The 25,521-nt window shown below is 35.7% G+C and carries 21 protein-coding genes and 1 other annotated feature; of the genes, 5 read left to right on the top strand and 16 right to left on the bottom strand.

The genetic code is table 11. The annotated features are described in order from the left end of the window. Positions 1–74: 74 nt before the first annotated feature. Both AC4BBX_RS06445 and metG read right to left on the bottom strand, forming a co-directional pair. Positions 75–575 (bottom strand): GNAT family N-acetyltransferase, encoded by a 501-nt coding sequence (locus AC4BBX_RS06445; RefSeq protein ID WP_490455614.1) that lies wholly within the window; start codon positions 573–575, stop codon positions 75–77. 267 nt (positions 576–842) lie between these two features. Beyond that, positions 843–2,849, bottom strand: coding sequence for a methionine--tRNA ligase (metG, locus tag AC4BBX_RS06450; RefSeq protein ID WP_490455615.1), 2,007 nt, complete (start codon positions 2,847–2,849; stop codon positions 843–845). Positions 2,850–3,545: 696 nt separating this feature from the next. On the opposite strand from metG, the gene AC4BBX_RS06455 reads away from it, so the two are divergent. Next, positions 3,546–4,373, top strand: a complete 828-nt coding sequence (locus tag AC4BBX_RS06455) for an NUDIX domain-containing protein (RefSeq protein WP_490455616.1) — start codon at positions 3,546–3,548, stop codon at positions 4,371–4,373. A gap of 120 nt (positions 4,374–4,493) precedes the next feature. Here AC4BBX_RS06455 and rpiB read toward each other — a convergent pair whose 3' ends face one another. The 14 genes from rpiB to AC4BBX_RS06525 form a co-directional block, all read right to left on the bottom strand. Continuing rightward, on the bottom strand, positions 4,494–4,940 hold the full coding sequence (gene rpiB, locus AC4BBX_RS06460) for a ribose 5-phosphate isomerase B (RefSeq protein ID WP_490455617.1): 447 nt from the start codon (positions 4,938–4,940) through the stop codon (positions 4,494–4,496). Positions 4,941–5,039: 99 nt separating this feature from the next. After that, positions 5,040–5,510: a PTS sugar transporter subunit IIA gene (locus AC4BBX_RS06465; RefSeq protein WP_490455618.1), complete on the bottom strand. Its 471-nt coding sequence runs from the start codon at positions 5,508–5,510 to the stop codon at positions 5,040–5,042. A gap of 2 nt (positions 5,511–5,512) precedes the next feature. Beyond that, on the bottom strand, positions 5,513–7,591 hold the full coding sequence (locus AC4BBX_RS06470; RefSeq protein WP_490455619.1) for a BglG family transcription antiterminator: 2,079 nt from the start codon (positions 7,589–7,591) through the stop codon (positions 5,513–5,515). Between the two features lie 210 nt (positions 7,592–7,801). Next, the gene (locus tag AC4BBX_RS06475; RefSeq protein ID WP_490455620.1) at positions 7,802–8,857 is read right to left on the bottom strand and encodes a zinc-binding dehydrogenase; all 1,056 of its coding nucleotides are present in this window, start codon (positions 8,855–8,857) and stop codon (positions 7,802–7,804) included. A 49-nt stretch (positions 8,858–8,906) separates the two neighbouring features. Then, a complete protein-coding gene (locus AC4BBX_RS06480; protein WP_490455621.1) occupies positions 8,907–10,175 on the bottom strand; it encodes a PTS galactitol transporter subunit IIC in 1,269 nt (422 codons plus the stop codon). A 57-nt stretch (positions 10,176–10,232) separates the two neighbouring features. Further along, entirely contained in the window at positions 10,233–10,526 is a 294-nt protein-coding gene (locus AC4BBX_RS06485; protein ID WP_490455622.1) for a PTS sugar transporter subunit IIB, read from the bottom strand. Between the two features lie 717 nt (positions 10,527–11,243). Beyond that, on the bottom strand, positions 11,244–12,239 hold the full coding sequence (locus AC4BBX_RS06490) for an RNA-guided endonuclease TnpB family protein (RefSeq protein ID WP_490455623.1): 996 nt from the start codon (positions 12,237–12,239) through the stop codon (positions 11,244–11,246). A gap of 173 nt (positions 12,240–12,412) precedes the next feature. Then, positions 12,413–13,120: a gamma-glutamyl-gamma-aminobutyrate hydrolase family protein gene (locus AC4BBX_RS06495; RefSeq protein WP_490455624.1), complete on the bottom strand. Its 708-nt coding sequence runs from the start codon at positions 13,118–13,120 to the stop codon at positions 12,413–12,415. A gap of 193 nt (positions 13,121–13,313) precedes the next feature. Then, positions 13,314–15,122 carry an FtsX-like permease family protein gene (locus tag AC4BBX_RS06500; protein ID WP_490455625.1) on the bottom strand — a complete coding sequence of 603 codons (1,809 nt, stop codon included), beginning with the start codon at positions 15,120–15,122 and terminating at the stop codon, positions 13,314–13,316. Then, positions 15,112–15,861: an ABC transporter ATP-binding protein gene (locus AC4BBX_RS06505; RefSeq protein WP_490455626.1), complete on the bottom strand. Its 750-nt coding sequence runs from the start codon at positions 15,859–15,861 to the stop codon at positions 15,112–15,114. Before AC4BBX_RS06505 ends, AC4BBX_RS06500 begins: the two co-directional genes overlap by 11 nt. Before the next feature lie 595 nt (positions 15,862–16,456). Continuing rightward, positions 16,457–18,856 carry a DNA translocase FtsK gene (locus AC4BBX_RS06510; protein ID WP_490455627.1) on the bottom strand — a complete coding sequence of 800 codons (2,400 nt, stop codon included), beginning with the start codon at positions 18,854–18,856 and terminating at the stop codon, positions 16,457–16,459. 320 nt (positions 18,857–19,176) lie between these two features. Then, on the bottom strand, positions 19,177–19,983 hold the full coding sequence (locus tag AC4BBX_RS06515; protein WP_490455628.1) for an amino acid ABC transporter substrate-binding protein: 807 nt from the start codon (positions 19,981–19,983) through the stop codon (positions 19,177–19,179). An 18-nt stretch (positions 19,984–20,001) separates the two neighbouring features. After that, positions 20,002–20,637: an amino acid ABC transporter ATP-binding protein gene (locus tag AC4BBX_RS06520; protein WP_490455629.1), complete on the bottom strand. Its 636-nt coding sequence runs from the start codon at positions 20,635–20,637 to the stop codon at positions 20,002–20,004. Positions 20,638–20,666: 29 nt separating this feature from the next. After that, positions 20,667–21,308 (bottom strand): amino acid ABC transporter permease, encoded by a 642-nt coding sequence (locus AC4BBX_RS06525; protein ID WP_490455630.1) that lies wholly within the window; start codon positions 21,306–21,308, stop codon positions 20,667–20,669. A 173-nt stretch (positions 21,309–21,481) separates the two neighbouring features. After that, positions 21,482–21,712, bottom strand: a binding site (T-box leader). A 470-nt stretch (positions 21,713–22,182) separates the two neighbouring features. Here AC4BBX_RS06525 and AC4BBX_RS06530 point away from each other — a divergent pair. The 4 genes from AC4BBX_RS06530 to AC4BBX_RS06545 all read left to right on the top strand — a co-directional run bounded on the left by AC4BBX_RS06530 (position 22,183) and on the right by AC4BBX_RS06545 (position 25,300). Then, positions 22,183–22,485 (top strand): VOC family protein, encoded by a 303-nt coding sequence (locus AC4BBX_RS06530; protein ID WP_490455631.1) that lies wholly within the window; start codon positions 22,183–22,185, stop codon positions 22,483–22,485. A 116-nt stretch (positions 22,486–22,601) separates the two neighbouring features. Beyond that, positions 22,602–23,471: a helix-turn-helix domain-containing protein gene (locus AC4BBX_RS06535; RefSeq protein WP_490455632.1), complete on the top strand. Its 870-nt coding sequence runs from the start codon at positions 22,602–22,604 to the stop codon at positions 23,469–23,471. 117 nt (positions 23,472–23,588) lie between these two features. Next, positions 23,589–24,698 (top strand): ABC transporter ATP-binding protein, encoded by a 1,110-nt coding sequence (locus tag AC4BBX_RS06540; protein WP_490455633.1) that lies wholly within the window; start codon positions 23,589–23,591, stop codon positions 24,696–24,698. 221 nt (positions 24,699–24,919) lie between these two features. Beyond that, positions 24,920–25,300 carry a YccF domain-containing protein gene (locus tag AC4BBX_RS06545; RefSeq protein WP_490455634.1) on the top strand — a complete coding sequence of 127 codons (381 nt, stop codon included), beginning with the start codon at positions 24,920–24,922 and terminating at the stop codon, positions 25,298–25,300. Positions 25,301–25,521 lie beyond the last annotated feature (221 nt).

Genomic DNA, 25,521 nt, shown 5'->3' on the forward strand with positions numbered 1-25,521 from the left:
ACAAGTCCCCAAAAATTTCTATTTTTTAAAGAACGAATTATAAACTTAATCATCACAAATTTTTTCTATAGCTATCATAAAATTAGTTTATACATGTAATACTCATCTTCAAAATTATCATCTATTATCAGGGAATGGATTTTTTCACCTTCAATCACAAAACCCAGTTTTTTGTATAACTCTAACGCTTTTTTATTTTTCTTCATTACTGTAAGCTCAATTCGAGAAATAGCAGTTGCTTTTGCCCAGTCAAAAATCTCATTGAATAACCTAGTTGCAACCCCTTTGCCTTGATAGTTTTCTAGAACTCCTAAAGCTATATAAACTATATGTTGCTTACGTTTTGCCTGATTACCTAATGCACCTAAATAACCTACTAAATGACCCTCAATTTCAGCAACTAAAAAAGTCGATTTTTTGTCTTCTTGAATCCGTTGAATCATTTTTTCTTGTTGTTCTACAGTTGTTTGACGTTCTCCAGGTTCAAAAAGCATCCTTCCTGATTCATCAATTGTTTTAGTTAGTCGTACAAATTCTGCAGCATCCGATTTTTTCAATGTTCTAATACGCATCATTATTTCTCCTTATTTCTATTAGCTATTTTATTTTAAGCTAATTCGTTTTAACTTCTATTCTCTCTACGCATACCACCCTACTAGCTTGGAGGTCGTAGTGTTACTTCGTTTTAGAATAATCAAATTTTCAAAAGACAAAAATTTGAATTTTATTCTCTCTGCGCATACCATCTCACTAGCTTAGAGTTCCTTGTAAGTGAGACTGGTAAAGTAGGACTAGCGATATTAAAAATGAGTCTAGTTTCTATGAACTAGACTCATTTTTAATTAAGCTATAATCGCACCATTTGGCATGCCTTTTGGTGCTTCAACAATTTGTAGTTTACCTGAAGCATCTTCTGCAGATAAAATCATTCCTTGGCTCACTAAGCCACGCATTTTACGTGGTTTTAAGTTTGCAACAATCACGACTTTCATCCCAATCAAGGCACTTGGATCAGAATAAAATTCAGCAATTCCAGAAAGAATTTGTCGATCTTGATTATCACCAGCTGCTAGACGGAATTGCAATAATTTGTCTGCACCTTTTACTTTTTGGCAATCAATGACTTCAGCTACTTTTAATTCAATTTTGTCAAAATCTTCATATTTAACTTCAGCTTTATCGGAAACTAGTTCAGTTTCTTCTGGGTTCCATTTTACCCCTTCATCAGCTGTTTGAGTTTTCTCAGACATTTTCTTTTGAATATAAGTAACTTCTGTTTCGATTTCTAAACGAGGGAAGATTGGTGTTCCTTTTGCAACAACTTTGGTGTCACTTGGAAATTCACCAAAACGTAAGTCTTTTAAGTCCATAGTTTCTGGGTCTAAACCTAATTGGCTGAAAATTTGTTTTGGCGTTTCAGTCATGACTGGTTGTAAAAGAATAGCTACGATTCTTAACGTTTCTGCTAAATGCACCATCACACTATCTAGTTCTGCTTTACGTTCTTCATCACGAGCTAATACCCAAGGTTCAGTTTCGTCAATGTATTTATTGGCACGAGAAACTAGAACCCAAACTTCAGACAAAGCATTGCTGAATTCCATTTTTTCCATCGCTTCATGATAACGCCCAACCACATTTGCTGCTGTGGTAGAAAGTTCACTATCAAAAGGAGTGACTTTAGAGGCATATTTAGGCACAATACCTTCACAATATTTATTAATCATCGCAACGGTACGATTCAATAAGTTTCCTAAATCATTGGCTAAATCATAATTTACACGAGAGACAAAATCTTCTGGTGTAAATGTTCCATCATTTCCAAATGGCATTGCACGTAATAGATAGTAGCGTAATGCATCCAAACCATAACGTTCAATCAACATTTCTGGATAAACAACATTTCCTTTAGACTTAGACATTTTTCCGTCTTTCATTAATAACCAACCATGAGAAAAGACTTTCTTCGGTAGTGGTAAGTCTAATGCCATTAACATCACTGGCCAATAAATCGTATGGAAGCGGACAATTTCTTTTCCGACCATATGAACATCTGCTGGCCAATATTTTTGAAATAAACTATCATCCTCTGAGCCATATCCTAATGCAGTAATATAGTTAGACAATGCGTCAATCCATACATAAACCACATGTTTTGGATCAGCTGTTACTGGAATCCCCCATGAGAAGGTCGTACGAGAAACGGCTAAATCTTCCAAACCTGGTTCGATAAAGTTTTTCAACATTTCGTTCTTACGTGCTTCTGGTTGAATAAATTCTGGATTATTATTGTAGTATTCAACTAAGCGGTCCGCATATTTGCTCATGCGGAAGAAATAAGATTCTTCTTTAACTAATTCTACTTCGTGACCACTTGGGGCTTTCCCACCAATCACATTTCCTTCATCATCACGGTAAACCTCAGCTAGTTGCGTTTCTGTGAAAAATTCCTCATCGGAAACTGAATACCAGCCTTCATATTCACCTAAATAGATATCATCTTGATCCAATAATTGTTGGAAAATCTTTTGCACGCTAGCTTTATGATAGTCATCTGTTGTACGAATAAATTTATCGTAGCTGATATCTAGAGTCTTCCATAATTTTTTTACGTCGGCAGCCATATGGTCCACATATTCCTGTGGAGCGACATCTAATTCTTCTGCTTTTTTTTCAATTTTTTGACCATGTTCATCTAATCCAGTTAAATAAAACACATCAAATCCCATTAATCTTTTATAACGGGCAACTGCATCACAAGCAATCGTTGTATAAGAATTCCCGATATGCAATTTGCCACTTGGATAATAGATTGGCGTAGTAATATAAAAAGTTTCTTTCTCAGCCATGGGTCTCCTCCTTTTCGTTAAAACGAGATTATTCTTTGATAGTATACCATATTTAAAGTTGAGATAATTCATTTTTAAACGAGTTTTCTCGTTTTTTTCTTTATAGATTAAGTCCGATTCTTAAGAAAAGCAAGTTTTACTCATTGAAATAATTCTCGTTACCATACCTAGCCAAAGCCAAATAGAACTGAGAACTTCCCGAACAAACCTTTGTCTAGCACTGAAGAGTTTTCTTGTAAAACTGTTAATTCCCATTAATTGTAAAAAAACAAACTTCTGTACAATTATCTCGTTTATTTGAACAGAAGACGAGACTTGTATTTCATTTTTCTATTTTTTCGAACAAAAGACGGAGGTTGTGTTCCATTCTGCTTATTTTTCGAACAAAAGACGAGACTTGTGTTTCAATTTGCTCATTTTTCGAACAGAAGACGAGACTTGTGTTTCATTTTGCTCATTTTTCGAACAAAAGACAGAGGTTGTGTTTCAATTTGCTTGTTTTTCGAACAAAGACGAGACTTGTGTTTCATTTTGCTCATTTTTCGAACAAAAGATGACGTTTGTGTTTCATTCTGCTAATTTTTAAAAAAAGACATGGCTTGGGCGTGCCTCAGCAACTTTTCCAGTCTTTTTCTTCCATTCAAAGCATGTTACAATAGGCAAATAAATAAATTAATGTGTAAGGGGGTCAGATTCATGGCTTTTGCTTCAAAAAAAGCAGAGAAAAATTATTTTGAACAACAAGCAAGTGAAGAAGAATTTTTAGGCTGGTATCAAAAACAAGAACAACCTCAATACGAAAAACCCTCAGTTACAGTTGATATGGTTCTTCTTTGTTATGATAAAGAACAGGATCAATTAAAAATTCTTTTAATTCAGCGAAAAAGTCACCCTTATCGTCATTCTTGGGCTTTACCCGGTGGTTTTGTAAATCCAAATGAATCGACAGGAGACAGTGTTTTACGAGAAACCAAAGAGGAAACAGGTGTTACCATTTCGGGATACAACATCGAACAACTTCATACCTTTAGCACTCCGGATCGAGACCCTCGAGGTTGGGTAATGACAGTTAGCTATTTGGCTTTTATTGGTGAAGAACCGCTATCTGCCGGAGATGATGCGAAAGAAGTTCGTTGGTTTTCGCTGGAAAGAAAAAATCATCAATTATATTTAATCAATGGTGATGTTGAAATTGTTCTGGACTTAAGAACAGGTGAGTCACTAGGAAAAAATACTTTAGCTTTTGATCATAGCGATATCATTTTAAAAGCCTTTAAACGTGTGGTAAATAAAATGGAACACGAACCTCAAGTATTACAAGTTTTAGGAGAGAATTTCACTATTTCAGAAGCTAGAAAAGTTTTTGCGAAATTTCTAGGGGTTGACTTTCGGTCGATTGACCATTCAAATTTCAAAAAATCGATGCTAGCTTATTTTGAAGAAATTGGTGAGCGTCCAGTAGGGATTGGTCGTCCCTCAAAAATTTATCGCTTAAAAGAAGATGTTCTACATGAAGAAATTTAATTCATTTTACTATAAGAAAATCCTAGGAGCATATCACCACTCCTAGGATTTTTTTACTTTTATTGTAACGAGGTTTCGAGCTATCTTCTCTTGCAAGAGTGTTGTCCGTTTTGTTTTGGATTAATCGCCTTTTTCAATTGTTACTAGTTTTTTCAGGCGTCTTTCATGACGTTCTTCAGTAGAATACTCTGTTGATATCCATGTATCAACAATCATCAATGCAAGACCTTCACCGAGTACTCTTTGACCCAAACACAAAACATTAGTATTGTTATGCTCTTTTGTTGCTTTTGCAGAAAAGACATCACCGACTAATGCGGCTCGGATTCCTTCAACTTTATTCGCTGCAATACTCATACCAATTCCTGTGCCACAAATTAAAATGCCGTAATCAACTTCTTTTTCAACTACTTTTTGAGAGACTTGCTTGGCATAGTCAGGATAATCACCCAGCGTCGCTCCGTCAGTTCCAATATCTACAACTTCGACTCCCTTTGCCTGTAAATGTTCGACAATCGCACTTTTTAATTCGTATCCACCATGATCATTTCCAATTGCAATCTTCATTTGTATCCCCCTTTGTTTATTCCTTACACTCAGTATTTACTAGCAGTATTGTCCGCGAGAAAAGGTCTGTTACACAAACGATTCAACCAATTTCTATCCTTAAAAATTATTACTCTTCAGCAATGCCAAAATTTCATCTTCTGTTGTTTTTCCAGAAAGTTCATTCAGCAACTCGGTATGTTGCATCAAACCCATCAAATTTTGGAGCATCGCTAACTGTTGATGAGGTTGATTCAAACCTAAAATGAAAATAAAGTTCGCTGAGATAACCAAACTAGCATCATCCATGCGTTGAAAATCAATCGGACTATCAGGCATAATAAATGCAATGAATTCCTCTTTCACACATTCTGGATCGGTATGAGGAATCGCAATGCCATAAGTTCCTTGATCAATTCCAGTTGGAAATACTTGTTCACGTTCTAAGATTTTTTGCAAAAATGTATCTGTTACCCAATCTTTTTCCACTAATAATTGATTTACAGTGGAGAAAAGTGCTTCTTTGTCTTCAAAGCAATCTCCAATTAAAATAGGTGCACCTTTTAAATAATCCGTTACTTTTTTTGTCATATTCAATCCCCCCAATATTTCATTCGATATGAGCGAAGTTTTTTATACGCTTTGACTGGATCAGAAATATTTAATAGCTTTGCAATATAATCTTCCCTGCCAGCCAAATCCATTAGCTCAAGTAGTGCATCGATGTGTTTTTCTTTGTTATTTGAAGCTAGCAACACAATCAGATGTACTCGCTCGCCCGTTTCCGTGACAATCCCTTCTTTAAAAATGCCAAAACTCAATGCCACGCCAAGTGCACCTTTTTCAGGCTCAGTATGTGGCAACGCCAACTGATGTCTAAAGACAATATATGGTGGAATTTCTAGCATTTCTTGTTTCAAGGCTGTCAAATACTGAGGTGTGATAATTTTTTCAGTAATCAACGGTTGACTTAAAATCTCCAAAGCTTCATGCCAAGTGACCGTATTTTCCTCAATAATGACACGATTAGAATCGAGCAATTGATCAAAGTGAATAGCTTGATCATTGACTGCTTCTGTAATCGATGCATTATCTCTCAATAAATTCACTACATCTAAAAACAAAGCTTCTTCATCAGGAACATCTACATTTTTCTTCACCTGAGCGACAATTTTTTCTGCGAGACCAAAGTCATCCATGCCGACTAGCGTATCGTTCATTACTTTTTTGCGGAGTTGCAATTTCCCATCATCCGTCAAAAAATCTTTAACTAAATAAAAGCGTTTGTCTGTTTCCAAACGGACAGATGAGAAAACAATGTCTGCTTCGATATCGCTTTCATAAAACTCTCTGGAAGAAAGTGTTCTAACAAAATCTATCTCAGGGAAAATTCCTGTCAGACTTCTTTCCAAAAGCAGTGAGACCGAAATCCCATTTGTACAAACGATAATTGCTTTTTTTCTTTCTTCATGGGGAAGCACGCTGTCATGCTCTAACAAATGTCCCCCAAAGAACAGTGCCAGATAGAAAATCTCCGTTTCTGGAATCTCTTTTTCAAAGAAATTTTCTAATGGTTTCAATGACTGTTTCACCAAATAGAAGACAGAAGACACGCCCATGTTTTTTAGTCTTTCTATATCGACTTCATTCAAATGCATCCGATACTTGATGCGATAATATGCTGGACGCATATGAATCATAATACGATTGCGTAGTCTTTCTTTGTCTACAATTGTAATGTGGGCAATTTTTTCGAAGTTATTGATCACACGTTCAACCGAGCCTTCTAACTGAGAAAGTTCCCCGTCTGATAAGATATCCATTTGTGTAAGATTCATCGACAAGAACAACAAAGTGAAGTAAATCAGTTCATTAAAATCTGAATACTCAACCTCATCTGCAAAGAAAATTTCATTGATGACATTGTATTCCTTCGTTTCCTGCAATTCCGCATAATCTAAATCAAAATCATAACTAATACGTTTTTTTCTATTAATCCGACGATGAAGAAGCAACGTAAAGACCGGTAAATGCTTGATTTTATCGTCCGAATAACGGATATTTAGCTTTGTTTCTACCTGCTCAACTTTTTGTTGGAATTCCTGTAATTCAGGAGTATCTATATCTGCAAAACGCTTTAAAAGGAGCTCGTTACTGTCAAATTGACAAATTTCATTGACCGTCTCAAACAACAATTGTCTGCGATTCCACTCGTCACCTTTGATCCGATATCCTTTTGAACGTAAATATTCAAATTTAAGTTGATGGTTCGACAACAGATCGGTCAAGTCCTTTAAATCTCTCGCCACCGTATTTTTACTAACATTCAATTCCACAATAAAGTGATTCATAGACAGAAAATCCGTCTTGGACAATAGCATCAGAATGATTAACTGTAATCGTTCTTCTCGCGACAGATACACATCGATCTGCTTGTTTTTTTGAAGATTGTTTACTTGTTCATTCACTTCCCTTGAAACCACAAAATGTCCATTTTGAGTTCGATAAATCGTCTCCAACTGCATAACTTCTAAATAATCATTCAATTTTTTCAGCGAATAATTCAGCTGAGAACGCGTCAGATCTAACCTTTTGCCAATCGAACTACTCGTCTCGTTTGGATTACCCAATATTTCCATAAATAGCTGGTTTGTTCGTACATCTAATTCCATTTTACTCCCCTCTGAAAACCTATCGCTGATTAACTAAGAAAGACTGTACCCTCAATAACTCATAATTAAAATATCCGAACAATAGAAGCTTGCTCATACGGTCCTGTTGGCTCTCGTCATTTCCACATAGGTTTGACGTGACCTATTTCTACTTTGTTCGGATATCTTTGTTTTAATTTTAACTTGTGTCACAGTCTCATCTTTGCTGAACTACCATTCGTTGGACTGAATCATTACTTTTATTTCATCACCAGACATTACACTTTCAAATGCGGTACGCCAATCGACTAACGAAAATGTTTTGGTAATCATTTCGTTGATATTAATTGCTCCTTTAGCAAGCAAATGCAAAGCGATTGGCCAATCATACGGATTTTGAGAGCGACTGCCAACATAATTAATCTCTCTTTGAATAATCGATTCTAAATCGAGTTCATTCATTTTGTCTTTGAATAGGCCTACTTGTACAAAATCCCCACCCTTTTTCATCAACGGCGATGCTGCATTCACCGCCATAATAGCACCGGAAGCATCGTAAACCTTGTCTACACCCAGACCATTTGTCTCTTCAAGGACAATTTCTGCCAAGTCTTGTTTTTGTGTATTCACAATGATATCTGCGCCCATTTTTTTTGCCAAATTCAATCGATGCTCATCTTTGGTGATTCCAGTAACAATCACTTTTGCACCGATTTCTTTAGCAATCTGTACCAAATACAAGCCAATTGGACCTGGACCAATTACTAAAATTGTATCTTTCAATTCTAAACGGCTCTTTTGATACATTGCATGGACACAACAAGCCACTGGTTCAGTCATTGCTGCCCCTTCATAACTTAGTCGATCTGGTAATTTGTGTGCATACTTTTCTTTGACTAACACATAATTTGCCATCGAACCATTTTGCTGAGTTCCTATACCTTTTCTATTAGAACACAAATTATACTCTTCTTTCAAACAATATTCGCATTCATTACACACATAAAATGTTGTTTGACTCGTGACACGATCCTTCTCACAAAATTTAGTTACATCTGCACCAACTTGAACAACTTGTCCCGAAAATTCGTGCCCTAAAACAACTGGTGTCGTTGGGTTTTTGTACTCACCTTTAAAGGTATGGATATCCGACCCGCAGATTCCTGTGTAGGCCACCTTTACCAAAAGTTCGTCTGCTGCTGGTACTGGAATATCCACCTCCAGCAATTCCATTTGATCGTATCCAGGAGCAGTTTTTGTTACTCCTAGCATTTTTTCTGTACTCATTGCTTTCAGCCTCTCTGTTCTAATACGTATTATTAATAGAAGTTACTAATTAGATTCCGCCACCGATTAATTGTCCGATTTTCAGGAAGATCCATTTCAAGAAATTCCCACCTGTATCAAAGTTTGTAATTTGAGCTGCCCCTTCTGGGAATGCCACAACTCCTCGTGCCATTTCTGTAAGAACTGGTGCAAAATCTGTTGCCATCCAAAGTGCGAATACCATCACGACAGTACATGTAAGCACTGAATGTAAAATATTACCTTTACGACTAGGTACAATCATTCCTACAAAGAAAGGAATCGTTGCTAAGTCACCAAAAGGTAATACCCGATTACCCGGTAGAATAACAGCCAAGAACAAAGTGATTGGAACCATTAGTAAACCTGTTGATAATGCTGCTGGAGAACCAGTTGCTAATGCCGCATCCATCCCCAAGAAAATTTCACGATCGCCGTAACGATCTTGCAATAGTTTTTGTGCACCCTCTTGAATTGGAATCAAACCTTCCATCAAAACTTTAACCATACGAGGCATTAAGAACATAACTCCACCCATTGTCATCCCCATTTGTAAAATACCAGAGATGTCATAGCCACCAAGTGCTGCCAGTGCCCCACCGATGATAATCCCCATAATCATTGGTTCACCGAAGATACCAAAACGTTTTTGGATTGTTTCTGGATTTACGTCTAACTTGCTGATACCAGGAATACGGCTAATCACCCATCCAATTGGAATCCCCAATACCGCATAACCCGCAGTTGAACCCGTAGATAGGGAAACTCCTTCAAGACCATAATATTCTTGCACAGCCGGCGCAGTTAAATCCGCCATGATTTGTACGAAAACTGTAAAGATGATTCCGGCAATTACACCGAAAAAGATGTTGTTTGTCAAAATATAAACTGTCGCTGACACTGAAGCAATATGCCAGTAGTTCCAAATATCGATATTCAATGTTTTTGTCCAATTGAAAGCTAACATAATCAAGTTAACCACCAATACAATCGGAATCATCAATCCCGCAATTGGTTGTGCCCAAGTTGCCCCAGCAACTGCTGGCCATCCAGCATCAATAATCGTCAAGTTCAAACCAAAACGCTCAACCATCGCTTGTGCTGCTGGACCGACACTGGTTGTCAATAAGTTAATTACTAAGTTGATCCCAATCATACCAATACCAACTGTGATCCCTGAAGTGATTGCTTTCGTTGGTTTTACTCGAAAAACTAATCCTACGATAAAAATGATGATAGGCAACATAACACTCGGGCCCATAGCTAAGATACTTTGTACAACATTCATCAATGCATCCATTTATAATACCTCTCCATTCTCTAAAATAATATGTGAATAAACTCCTTTATTCCTTGCTTAGTTCAATACCTTCCCTGCTTCTTCAATGATTTTTGCTTCAATCTTGTCTGTACCGATTCCTGTTAAAAATGCCATTGCTTGAATTGCAGGAATGTCATATTGTTTTGGCAACATTGTTGTTGAAATCAACATATCTGCACCTGCTTGTTTTCCTGATGCTTCTGAGATTTTAATTTGTTCAATATCCACTGGAATCTTGTTTCTTGCGAACAAATCTTCTACTTTTTTCATTACCACGGTAGATGTAGCAATTCCTGCGCCACATGCAACTAATACTTTCAATTTTCTCATTTGGGTTCCCTCCAACTATATAATTTTTACCTGTACAAAAAACAACACTTAAAACCAGCATGCTTTCTTCTGTTATTTTTTACATCCTTATCATATATTACAACCGCTTACACCACAATCTAATTCCAGACTCACTTTTATCTAACCAATTGTGCAACATGAGTATTTTGTGATTTTTTTAGAAAACAAGACTGTCTCACTAGTTATCGTCGTACTTTTCTCTCTTTTTAAATTTGTTATTTTCTTAATTTTCTTTCAGAGTTTTTTTGCATTATTCTAAGCTGATAACCTACAATCAAATGTCGGTGAATAATTCGATGACACTTCTATCTACGTCTGGTTTTCTTATAACAAACAGCGTGGAAAAAAACGTTCATTTATAATTTTAAAAAAATCATTTTTTTCACAGACAAATGGTCATTACTCTTTTTGGAGTTCCTTGCAATACTAAAAATGCCTTCACAATCAGAGGAATCCTGTACACATACTCCTTGCTTATTAAAAAATTATTTTACCAAGAATTTAGGCAAAAAAAGAATAGAAAACTTAGCTAACTGCACTTCCTATCCTTAAATAATCAAAAAGAGAGACCACACCACCACGGTGTCGTCTCTCTTTCGGTTTTTCATAATTAGTGGACAGTGTTCCTAGAAACAAAAATTCAATGATTTTTTTTATACCCTAGGCGATCCCTGAAGTCCCTTTCAGTTCATATCTTTAGGCTAATTTTTCAAGCCCTAAACGTTCTATTTCTAAACATTTTTCATTTTTTAACCCTTTTGTTTCAATATAGTGAATTTCTTTGCCGTACCACTGGCCTTTATATTGAATACGTTGTAAAAATTGTTGCCAATCAGCCTCGGAATATTCTTCTTGTTTGTCACTAAACTTGGGTTTAGCTTCAATAAATAGATGATCGAAATGTCGAACCAGACTAATGGTTAACTGATCAATAAAATTCCGTTTTTGACTAATTTTTGCTGTACGTAATTTTAATACTCGTTGTTTTTGCTTTTGATAGTTTTTCGCATTAACCAATAAAATTTTACGTTTTTTTGCAACTTTTGCCCGAACCTGTAGCTTTTTTTGTTCACGTTGCAAACGTTCGTCCAAACTCTTTTGATTGATTACAGGCAAAGCAGTTGCCCCAGATACCTGAATCAAATTATTTGGACAATAAGCAATTCCAATTGTCTTGTTTGTTTTCGGCAATGCCGGAATCTCTTCTAAACAAAGAATCGAAACATAAAATTCTTTATTTTGATAAGCTGTGATTGTTGCAGATTTAATTTCTCCCTTTACTTCACGATGCAAGTGAACGGGAATTAATTCTTTTAACTTGGGAACTTTTAACTGGTCACCTTGCAAATAAATCGTATGCTTCTGATTATTCGTTGTGTAAGATTGCCATGCATTTTTTTTCGTTTTCAACTTCGGGTAACCAGCCCGGCCATTGAAATAATTTTTAAATGCCCGATCTAAATTCCTCTGAGCATTTGCTAGTGCCAAACTGTCCGTCTTTTTTAAAAAAGGATATTCCTTCTTTAGAGCAGCGGGTGTCAATCGAATGTCATTCACTTGATTGGCGGACTGTTGCCTACTCATTAATAAATGATTATAGGTGAATCGCACGCAACCAAATGTTTCAATAAAAAATTGCTTTTGCGTGTCATCTGGGTAGATTCGAAATTTGTAACCTTTCAAAACCTTCATTTCTCCACCCCTTATTCCCTTATTTCCGTATCCTCCATTTTTTATTATTAAATTTTCTGAATAATCAGCTTATTCTTGTATCATAATAATAAATAATTATTAAAAAATCAAGAGAAAACATAGATTAAAATTAAAAAAATCAATGTTTTCTCTTGCTATATTATTATTCAGTTTTATAACGTCTGTACAACGTGAGTAAAAATTTCCATTTCATGTGGTTGTGTTTGAAATGAAAAGTCTGGATGCCATTGAACACCTAATAATCGATTATCAGCATTCTCAATACCTTCGATCAAGCCATCCGTACAAAAAGCGGTCTCTTTAAAAGAACTAGCTAAAACATCAATCCCTTGATTATGAAAAGAATTTACTTGATTTCGTGTCCCATAAATAGAGTGTAAAACACTATTTTCATTCGTCAATAGTTCATGGGAAGGGTATTCTTTAGGAATTGGATTTTGCATATGCATAATCTCAGTAAAACTATGCAGTTCTTGTTTTAAACTTCCACCAAAGAAAACATTCATTAATTGCATGCCGCGACACACAGCAAATACTGGTTTCCCTTGCTTTAATGCTTCTTCTAACAAAGCCAATTCAAAGTCATCTCGTTTTTCTAAATAATCTCCTGCGACTTTTCTTGTTTGTTTATAATAATGTGGAGAAACGTCCTGTCCTCCCGCTAAAATCAATTTATCAATTTGTTCAATGTATTCTTTTGCCATTTGAGGGGTATCAATTGGTAAAACAAGTGGCATGCCTCCTGCTTTTTGCACACCTTGAACATAACCTGTGGGCGTATAAGTAATCGATAAGCCATGCAACTTTTCTCCAGCATCGGCCACTTCATTTGCGGCAATCCCTACAATTGTTCGTTTCATCTTCACCCCACCCTTCAAAGCTTTTTTCAAGAATACAAGGCAAAAGGTAAATTGTCAACGTAACCAGTGATAGATTTTTTCTATCTTGACTAAGACTTCTGAACGCTCAAAAAGAAAACTACTGAAATCAATCAAAGAGATCTCAGTAATTCCCTAAATATTTAAGGTTATTTTACTTAAATTACATGATTTATTAAGCAGCGATTCCTTGATAGACTTTGCGGAAGTAAAAAATTCTAGCAACAAAGTAATAGATACATTGTATCGAAACAAATACTCCTAGTACTTGCCAACCAGCTAATTGCATACCCAAATAAAACATATGATACATGGTCGTCAGTGCCACTGCGCCATGAATGACGGATACAACAATAGGTGTAAAGAATAAAATACCGACTTGTTGATAGATTGTTTTCTTTAATTCCTTTTTCGACAAACCTAATTTATAAATCATTTTGAATTTCTCAATATCGTTTTCCATGTCACTATACAAACGGAAATATAAGAAACTGCCCGCTGACACAAAGAAAACAATACCAATAAAAATACCCACAAATAGAACTGGCGCATATCCTTTAATCAAGGTATCTTTCATGTATTCCGTTGATTGAACGTAGTAATCGCCTTGATCCATCAGCTCCGCACCGGCATCAATTTGAGCTTGTTGTGAACCTTTTCGAACCATCCAGTAGGTAGTTGTTACTGGTTCACCCTCTAAATTATCACTATCTGGGATAATAAAAGTTGGCATATAGGTTGCTAAGCTTTCTGTTTCAATCATTTTATCCACTTGATACGTCTGTCCACTAATTTCAACACTTTCTTGCAAGACACTATTGTCAAAAACTTGTGGGGTTTTTAACTGAATAGCCATCTCTTTTACATCAACCGTTTTTTCGCCTACTGTTTGAGCCATTTTATTAAATTCACTCTCAGTAATAAACTGGACTTGTTCACCATAGTAGTAGGTAAAGGTCACTTCATCGGCTTGAATTTGATATTTTTCAAGAGTTTGATTGACATTATCCATTTCATTTCCTTCTATTATTGAGGCAGAAAAGCTATAAGGAACGTAACCCATTTGACCTAAGATGATTTCTTGTACCCCATATAACGTTCCAATAGCTGCAAAGGCAACCGTGGAAATCACTGAAACTAAAAAGAAACTACGGGCGTTATCTTTCATACGGAAAGCTAAATCGGAAAGAACCACCATATTGGTTTTTTTCCAAAAAATACTTGTTCTTTTTTTCAACCTTTCAATCATCGCTAGACTGAATTGGTTAAATAAGAAGTGGGTCCCTAAAATAACAGTAAAGACTACTGGTAAAAACGCCACAATGATTGCTTGTGCAGGGACTAATAAAGCCACTGCATATCCTCCACCAATCAGCAGAATCGCTAAAATACTTTTAACAACTGAGACTTTGATGGATCCTTTTCCTAATTCATTGGCTTTTAATAACTCTTGTACATTTAGTTTAGGTAATCTAAATTGGATAAAAAACGAGATTAATAAAAACAACAAGGCAAAAGAAATCAAGGTTAATCCTAAGGCTTTAACTGGAAAATAAAAGGCAAAGTTAATTCCTAATGTCAGTCTAGATAACCATAAAATAATTTGTGAAAAACCAATTCCTAAGAGACTACCAAAAATAGTTGCGAAAAAGCCAATCACCAAATTTTCAATAAAAACCATTTTTCTAAGCTGCACAGGACTCATTCCTTGAATCATTAACAAACCAAATTCTTTTTTTCGTGACTGTAAAAAAACACCCATCGAATACATGACAAAGAAAAAGGCAAATCCATAGATAATAATCGCTGCAGCCAACATCCCAGTTTCTACCTTACTATTCAAATCTTGAGTCAAGACTGGATGAAAAGCAAACACGCTGAATGTAAAAAACACCATTACTGAAAACAAGGTACTAAGAAAATACGCTAAATACAAATGCTTATTTCGCATCGTATTTCGTACAACAAATTGATTAAAATTCATTATCGACACCTTCAATTCTTGCCAATTCTTCTAAAATTTCTTCGTAAAAAGCTTTTTGATCTCCTTTGCGTTGAATATCATGCACTAATTCACCATCTTTAATAAAAACAATTCGCTGACAATAGCTAGCTGCCAATGGATCATGAGTTACCAATAAAATAGTTGCTAGCTCTTCTTGATTTAACTGACGAAGCAATCCCATCACATCTTTTGAAGATTTGGTATCCAAATTTCCGGTCGGTTCATCCGCCAATAATAATTCCGGTTGATGGACCATCGCTCTGGCAACAGCTACACGTTGCGCTTGACCACCTGAAATTTCAGCAATTCGTTTATTCAATAAATGATCAATGCCTAAACGAGGGGCAATTTCTTGCACTTTTTTCTTCATGACAGCTACTTTTTCTCCATCTAACGTTAAAGGCAAAACAATATTCTCTTCAACGGTTAAAGTGGGTAATAAATTAAATGATTGAAAAACAAAGCCTAATTGTGTGCGTCTAAATTGAGCAATCTTTTCTTGATTTAAGTCATTAGGATTTTGACCGTTTAATAAAATATTGCCAATTGTTGGTTGATCAATCGTTGCCAATAAATTTAAAAGTGTCGTTTTCCCACTTCCTGAAGGTCCCATAATTCCTACAAATTCTCCATCTTGTACAGTTAAGTCAATTCCTTTTAAAGCGATATACTGCATACTTTCGCCATATACTTTGCGTAAATTTTTTACTTCTAACATCCTAAATAAACTCCTTTTTCTTCTATATATCCCTAGTGTAGTAAAAAATCGACTTACACGACATTGATTAAAATAACAGCCTACTTACAATTTTGTCATATTCAATGGGTAAAATAAAAAGGCTATGACAAAAATAGTCACAACCATTAAAAAAAGTGTTGGAGAGCATGTTGGATTTTTTTGATAACCGATGTTTCCAATTGATAAATTACTGGTTTGGAAATTATAACGTTAGGATCGATACTTCGTAAATGCTGTAATAAATTTGTCTTGTGCTTATAAATTGAGTTTTTTTCTAATTTCTCTAGGAATTGTCGCTTGATTTTTTGAACTGATTTGTTGCTAAAAACACTAATGATTGCATTTTATTCATCGATATCACTCCATCCTTTATATCTCTCGAAGTAAAGAAAATATATCTAATAGTGATACATAAAAAATGAACCTCACCATAATTGGTTCAGTTCATTTTTAGTAAAGAATAACTATTAACATTTTTATATTACTAATCAATTTTTAAAAGCTAGTGAAGTATGCTCTTGCAACAAAACCATTGCCCTTAGTCAATTAATTATTAGGAATATTTCCTATCACTTTAAACCAAATAATCTTCTTCATTTTCAGCAATCATTTCAGGTTCATCTGTAACTAAAACTTTCCGCGGTTTGCTGCCTTCTGAAGGTCCAACAATTCCATTGGCTTCTAATTCGTCAACTAACCGCGCCGCTCGATTATAGCCCACTCGGAAGCGACGTTGTAACAAGGATACACTTGCTGTTTGCATTTCAATCACTAAATCTTTTGCTTGATCATATAATTCGTCTTGTGGTTCAGTACCTCCACCACTGGTAGAAATATCTTCTTCGGTAATCATCATTTTCTCTTCATAGTTGGCACCCTGCTGATCGGTGACAAATGTAACGACCGACTCTACGTCTTGATCAGAAATGAATGCTCCTTGAACACGAATCGGTTTATTTTCACCCATAGGTAAGAAGAGCATATCTCCCCGTCCTAATAATTTTTCTGCCCCATTGGCATCAATAATTGTTCGAGAGTCCGTTCCACTAGAAACCGCAAAAGCCATTCGTGAAGGAACGTTCGCTTTAATAATTCCGGTAATAACGTCCACACTAGGTCGTTGTGTAGCTAAAATCATATGAATTCCAGCCGCTCGAGCCATTTGTGCTAAACGAATAATCGCATCTTCCACTTCGTTACTTGCCACCATCATCAAATCAGCCAACTCATCGACAATGACCACAATAAATGGAAGGATTGGATTTTTTTCCCCTGTTTCTAGATTACGTTGTTGAATCATTTCATTATAACCTGTAATATTTCGCACACCGCTCGCCGCAAATTTTTCGTAACGTTCTTCCATTTCTTTGACAACTTTTTGTAAGGCTTGTGCCGCTTTTCGTGGATTGGTTACTACAGGTGTCAATAAATGTGGAATTCCATTATAGACATTCAACTCCACCATTTTAGGATCGACCATCATTAATTTAACTTCATGAGGTTTTGCTTGCATCAAAATACTTGTAATAATTCCATTGATGGCAACGGATTTCCCACTACCAGTTGAACCAGCAACTAGTAAGTGAGGCATTTTGGTCAAGTCGGCTGTTTGAACCCGTCCTGAAATATCTCGACCTAAGGGAACTTCTAATAAATTCTCTGGATTTGCAGGCGTCGCTTCAATCACTTCTCGGAAAGAAACCATACTCACTGCATCGTTGGGGACTTCAATCCCAATTAAAGATTTACCTGGAATTGGTGCTTCCATTCGAATATCTTTGGCAGCTAAAGCCAAAGCAATATCATCGGTTAAACCCACAATTTTACTTACTTTTACGCCAATTGCCGGTTGAATTTCAAATTTTGTGACGGCTGGTCCTAAACTAGCTTTAACCACTTTAGCATCAACACCAAAGCTTTCAAAGGTTTTTTCTAGGACCGTAATATTTTGTTCAATTTTTTTGTACTCCCCACTTTGATCAGTGGTTTTAATTGCACCTAATAAAGAAGACGGTGGCAATTCATAATCTTCATCTTCAACTTCTTGAGGAATATCGAACTCTAAATCTTCTACTTCCTCTTCTGCAACTTCTGTTGTTTTTTTCGGAGGTTTAGGTTTTTCATTTCTTGGAACGGATTCTTCTTGGAAACTTGAAATAGGTACGAAACTTAGCTGCTCAGGTTCTACTTCTAATTCAAGAATTTCCTCTTGCATTAATCGTTCTCCCTCAGTTAATGGACGAACTTGATTTTGTTCTGCTTTTTTTATTTCTTCTAGAATTGCTGCTCGTTCAGCTGCTTTTTGCTCTTCTTTTGCTAATTGTTTGGCTTTTTTCTTTTCGGCACGTAAAGCTTGCTTTTCTGGATTACCAGCTAATAGCGCTTGTACTCGATGGCTGATTCCTTGAAGACCATCTAATAACTGTTGGATATCCATTTGACTGACTAAAAAGCTACCAACTAAAATCAATAATGTAGCAATGATATAACTCCCGACTCGAGACACTAAAAAATAAGTACCTTGATAAAGAACAGCGCCTATCATCCCACCACCAACATTAGCGACTACTTGATTGTTTGCTAAATCACTGCGTAAAATCGCCCAAGTACTTTGAATTACACTGGCATCTGCTTGTAAACGACCGAATAATTGCCCATGCAAAATAATTAATATCCCACTATAAATTAAGAGACTCCCAATAACACGTTGTTTATTTGAGATTTTGGCTTCACTATTTTTAATCATCAACCAGACAGAATAAATTGCTAGTAAAATACATAAAACAGGGTAGGTATTCCCTCCAACTAGTCTAAATGTATTGGCTATCAAATTTCCTAAAAAGCCAAGGCGAAATAGGCCAAAAGCTGCGAATAAAAGAAACAGGAAGCCTAATCCGATTAATGTCAACTTTTCTTGTTGCTGTAATTGTTTTTTTGTTTTGCGTTTTTTTGAACGACTTTTTTTCTGTGCCATTACTTCCCCTCTTTTCCTTTACCATTATAGCATCTTACAGAAAAGAACGAAAATGTTTCTCAAAGATGTTTTTTAATAGGAAAATTATAAAAAGTTTTACTATTTACATCCGACTAAGTGAAAAAAAGTGTCTAATAAAAAACTTCCAATCCATCTGTCCGTAAAGAACAGATACTGTGAAAGACTGGTCTAATCCTCTTTGCAAGAGTCTCAAACTTTTTGGCATTCAAACACAGTGTAAGGAAAATAACTTTTATTTATTATGGACCAACAAAAAGGATAGAAAGCTTAGCATCGTAAGCCTTCTATCCTTTGATTAGTTATTCCGAAATATCTTCACCAAACCATTTTTCACCAAGTTCTTTGAAGGTCCCATTTTCTTTTAAGGTCGCAAAACCGTCATTGATTTTTTCAGCTAATTTTTCATCTGCTTTGCGCACACCTACCGCAAATTCTTCTTGCTCAAATGCAGTCTCTACTAAATTAAAGTTGTCACCTTTTCCTGCTTGAGTCAAGTAGTATTCTGCGTAAACACGATCGACCAATAGACCATCAATACGTTTGTTTTCTAAATCAATAAAGGCTTCATTAAAGCTAGCATATAGTGTTGCATCATTGTTACTGACAATATCTTTTAGGGTCTCTGGTTCTTCTTCAAACGTTTTGTAACCAGATGAACCTTCCTGTGCCCCTAATTCTTTATCAGCCATTTGTTCAACTGTCGTAATTCCACTTTCTTTTGTTGTAACCAATACTTGATAGGTTCTCATATAACCTTCTGTGAATAATACCTTTTCTTCACGCTCAGGTGTCACGGTATAACCATTCCAGATCATATCAATCGTGCCATTGTCTAATTCAGTTTCTTTCATTACCCAATCAATTGGTTGGAATTTTACTTTTGTATCAGTTAGCTCAAACAAAGCTGTTGCTAAATCAATATCAAAACCAGTTAGTTCTCCGTTTTCATCTCGGAAGCCCATCGGTACAAAAGTATCATCTAAACCAACAATCACTTCCTCTTTGTCAGCGGCACTTTCTACTTCTCCTGAAGTATTGTTGCCTTTGCCACAAGCTCCCAATACCAATAATCCTGCAATCATAAATAAACCTTTTAATTTTTTCATGTGTATTTCCTCCTATTTTTAATTAATAGATGCTACTTCTAGCAAATTGTCTGCAATATTTTTTGCAAAATCCAAATCATGTGTCACGACGATTTGGGTCATTCCTTGTTTTTTTAAATCTAAAATCAATTTTTCTACCTGTTGTCGTAAAGCAGGATCCAAGGCACTCGTTGGTTCATCATAAGCCAATACTCTAGGATTCATCGCCATCGCTCTAGCAATCGCCACCCGTTGTTTTTGTCCCCCAGATAATTGGAATGGATATTGTCCCAACAAACCAGATAACCCTAATTGGTCTGCTAAACGTTCCGCTTTTTCAATAGATTCTTCTAGACTCTCTTTTAATACCATTTTTGGTGCTAAAGTAATATTTTCAATCACACTTAGATGTGGAAATAATTGAAAGTCTTGGAAAACCACTCCGACAACCTGTTCTTGTTCTTTTAAATTACATGGATTAAATTTTTCTCCATCTAATAAAAAGTCACCACTATCAATTGTTTCTAAACCCGCTAAAGTTCGTAATAACGTGGTTTTTCCACCACCAGAGGGTCCTACGATAGCTAAGATACTACTTTCTTCTATTGATAAATCTAATTGGTCGATTACTCGCTTGTCCCCAAAAGATTTTGTAATTTTATTTAATTCAAGCATATTGCTTCCCTCGCCTTCTTAGTTAAATTTTAACGATAGTAATCTAAGCGTTTTTCGATTTGTTTTAAGAGAATTGTAAAAATCCCCGTCATTACCAAGTAAATGATTCCCACACCAATTAATGGCAAAATAGTCGCTTCTCGTTCCATCGCAATTTTTCCGATTCGCATCACATCTGACAAACCCAAAATATAGATTAAAGAAGTATCCTTCACTAAACTGATTACTTCGTTCCCAACAGAAGGTAAGGTTATTTTTCCTACTTGAGGTAAAATAATCTTGTAAATTGTTTGCCAAGGTGTTAGGCGTAGAACTTGAGCTGCTTCATATTGTCCTTTGGGGATTGATTGAATTCCCCCTCGAAAAATTTCTGCAAAGTACGCTGCATAATTTAACACAAAGGCAATGACCGCTGCTTCAAATCGATCGAAGACAATGCCGATTGTTGGCAAACCATAAAAAACGAAAATTAATTGTAGTAATAAGGGTGTTCCTCGCATCAACCAAATATATAATTGCACCACTGCTTTAATAATTTTTAAGCGGCTGCTTAAAATAAATGCGAATAAAACCCCCAAAGGAATAGCTCCCACCAATGTTAATAAAAATAACTGTAGGGTGATGCCTGTTCCTCTAAATAATTGCGGAAAAACTGAAATAAGTATTTCCATGTGTTCATTCCTCCTTTTTTTCATAAAAAACCACGCAAAGTATCCTTGGTTACCCAAGAGGACGACAATTGCGTGGTTCCACCTCATTTTATCTTTTCTTCACAGAATAAGACCTCTGTAGGTTATCGTCAAATCTTCCTTAGGCAAATAAAAAAGTCCTCTAGTCACTAGGACTAAAGGACGTAATATACGTGGTTCCACCTTTTTTCGCTTGTTCTTCGCAAAACAAGCCTCATGAAGTTATCTAACAATAACCTTAGCTGTAACGGGCTACCCGGACTTTCCTACTTCTTTCAAAAAGTCGACTCCAAGATGTGTTTCACAGCGGATCTATATCTCTTCTCACCAACCAGAGATTCTCTTGTAATAGAATGCGTTGTTACTCTTCTTTTCGATGTCTTTCTTTTAAGTTGTACCTTACTTTACTCCCTTTGTAGATACTTGTCAATCATTTTCCATCTAAAATATCAGAAAATTCTATTAGATTATTACCCATTCACAGTTATCTTTATAATCCATTCGCTACTCTACACAACGAAGTCTGCTTTTGTCGACCGTGGGACCACCTGGAGCCTGTAGTCTCCAGTCTGTCAAGCTTCAAACTGTCACTAATTGCTGCGCTAAGTGACAGTATTTCACATTGACTCCTTTTCACGGTGACAGCGCAGTCTTCGTTGTTCCGTTACGCTAGATAGATGTCAAAACTTTCGTAAATTCAATAATAAAGTTATCACGTACGTTAAAAGTAATTGCAGAAATGAATTCATTCCATTAACTATTACGAAAAAACCTTACCTAATGCAGTAGTCAAAAAGTTCTATTTGGAAACTTACCTGAAAATCCACATTTAGTTCTATCTAAAGAAGAAAAAAATATGGTAATGGAATCTAGTATTATGTTTTTAGATAACACAATTATGATCTCTGATATTCCAAATTTTATGTCAGCAACTCTCGAGAAAATTACCAACGGAAACTCTTTAATTATTAGTTTAATTGACGGTGATTCTGATACTAATGAGCTTATTTTTAATGCATTAGCAAAAGATGGACAAGTGATTATGCCTATAGGTGAGGTTCCTTGGTCTAAAAGTTTCGGACTTGTCATTGATAAATTTGGGATTACATGGAAGTTCAACAGTGATGCTACAAACTTTTTAAAATCATTTGATAACTAGTTACACCTAAACATATAGTATGAAAATTCACTTTTATAATAGAATTCCTTTTACTTCATCTAAAATTACTATACAATGCTAGTGAAGATGATTTAATTAAAAGAGGTGATTTACCATTGAATCTTCAAGACTGGCAAAGGATTTACCCGACAGCTATTTTGAAAACAGTACCGACTGAAGATCCTGATTTTCTATCCATTTTTGTAGAAAATAAATTTCTTTGGATTCCTAAAAAAGCACTGTCTATATCTGAAAAAAAATTGCTGCAAACTTTGACCAAAGCTCAGCAGCCCAAGATTTCCGCAAAGGAACATCCGTGGTATCCCATTTTATTTCAAGGAAAGTCTGCCCCTGCAAATGATGGGCAATTTCGAATCATTCAAGTGGAGTTTACTGCACTTAGTTCGACCTCAATTGAAGATTGGAATAACGAGATTAAAAGTATCTTGCCTGCCTTAGTTGACTATTTCTTTTTTTCTGATAACTCTTGTTTATTGATTGAGGCTTATAGCGAAAATGCCTTATCCTCAGAAGAATTAGAAGGTCTGTTTTTAGCTCTAGATGGAGATTTAGATATGTACACTCGTCTATTTGTAGGTTCTTTTTACAACTACCAATACAATTTTACACAACTACTCCAAGAAGAGCGTCAACTATTCCAAAGTAATATCCAGCAAAACAATCAAACAAAGTGCTTTGATCTCAGCCAATCGGTTATCCATTACTTTTCTACTACTGCAGTCAAAGATAGCTATCTTATGCAGGCATTGTATGAATCTTGGTTTGATAAAGATGTTCCAGAAATTATTGAAAGCTTGTGGAATAATCAAGGAAATGTTAGTTCGGCTGCCAAAGATTTATTCATGCATCGTAATACGCTACAATACAAAATTGAAAAATTTCAAACACAGAACATTACGAATCTAAAAAAAATGAACGACCTATTTTTATGCTATTTATTAGTCGTTTCTTTCCAAACAAATTGAATCTTTTACAACGTGCACAAAAAGCAAGAGCCTTTTTGTGCACGTTTACATTGCTCTGTAAACCGTTTTCACTTATAGTTAATTTATCAAATAATTATTGAAAGAAGGAACTATCTTATGGTACAAATGGCATTAAATCACGTATATAAAAAATATGACAATGCAGAAAACTATTCTGTAACTGATTTTAATTTAGCAATTCAAGACCGCGAATTTATCGTTTTCGTTGGACCTTCTGGTTGTGGTAAATCAACAACTTTACGTATGATTGCTGGTTTAGAAGATATTACTGAAGGTGAATTAGTCATTGGCGATAAAGTAATGAACGATGTTGCACCTAAAGATCGTGATATCGCGATGGTTTTCCAAAACTACGCTTTATACCCACATATGACTGTGTATGATAACATGGCATTTGGTTTGAAATTACGTAAATACGACAAAGCAGAAATCAAAAAACGTGTAGAAAACGCTGCGGACATCTTAGGTTTAACAGAATATCTACAACGTAAACCAGCTGCTTTATCTGGTGGACAACGTCAACGTGTTGCCTTAGGTCGTGCAATTGTACGTGATGCAAAAGTCTTCTTGATGGATGAGCCTTTATCTAACTTGGATGCTAAACTACGTGTAGCGATGCGTGCGGAAATTGCTAAACTACACCAACGTTTAGAAACAACAACTATTTACGTAACACATGACCAAACTGAAGCGATGACAATGGCTGACCGTATCGTTATCATGAAAGATGGTTTCATCCAACAAATTGGTTCACCAAAAGAGGTTTACAATAACCCTGTCAATATTTTTGTAGCTGGATTTATTGGTTCACCTGCAATGAACTTCTTTAACGTCACTTTAAACAATGGTATTGTTAGAGATGGTTATGGTTTAGAGTTGCGCGTGCCAGAAGGCCGTAATAAAGTCTTAATCGAAAAAGGTTATGAAGGCAAAGAATTAGTCTTTGGTATTCGTCCAGAAGATATCAACAGTGAACAAGTAGCGATTGATGCTTCTCCAGAATCAACTGTACGTTCTGAAGTTGTTGTATCAGAATTACTTGGTGCTGAAACAATGCTTTATACAAGAATTGGTGACACTGAGTTTATCTCTAAAGTAGATGCTCGTGACTTCCATAGTCCTGGTGAAACAATTGACTTATCTTTCAACATCAACAAAGCTCACTTCTTCGATAAAGAAACAGAAGAAGTAATCAAGTTACCTTAATTTAGTTAGTTCCCTGTCAGTACTCTGGTTTTGCCCCCAAGGTATTGACGGATAACTTATACAGTATTTCCTTATTTGTATCCCCCATAAAAGAACAGCGATTGATATCGCTGTTCTTTTACTTTTTCAGTCTCAAGTCCCTATTACACTATAATGAATCTTGTTATAATAAAAATAAGAAAACAAAAAAATACTTATTTATATAATTGGAGAGAGAAAAAATGAAAACACTTGGAAATTTAATTTGGTTTCTTTTTGGAGGACTATTGGGTGGTTTGAGTTGGTTTGCTGCAGGTATCATCTGGTGTATTACCATTGTCGGTATTCCAATTGGTGTACAGTGTTTCAAATTAGCTGGTTTAAGCTTTTGGCCCTTCCACAAAGAAGTTGTGTATAGTGATCGCGGCGTTTCACTGTTAGTGAACATTATTTGGTTGATTATTAGCGGTATCCCTTTAGCTGTCGGCCATATCATTAGTGGGATTTTACTTTCTATTACAATCATAGGTATTCCCTTTGGTAAACAAGCTTTTAAATTAGCCAAACTTGCTTTAATGCCTTTTGGAGCGAGAGTTGTTGATACTAGACGTTGGGGATATTAAAAACTTTAGTTCTTTGTCTTTAATAAGTGTCTTTATGAACAGTTGGTGTTACCTTTTTATTTGACCCTTACTCATTTTGCTATAGTAGAGAGGGTAGATTGTATGTTTAAAGGAGGGTATGATATGAGCAAAAAGCAACGCTATATCTTAAACTTCGTTGGAGGATTTATTACAGGTCTCTTGCTCTACTCGCTAATGAATTAGCTTTTATCGTTATTTTG

The organism is Enterococcus sp. AMC1157 (assembly GCF_058216555.1).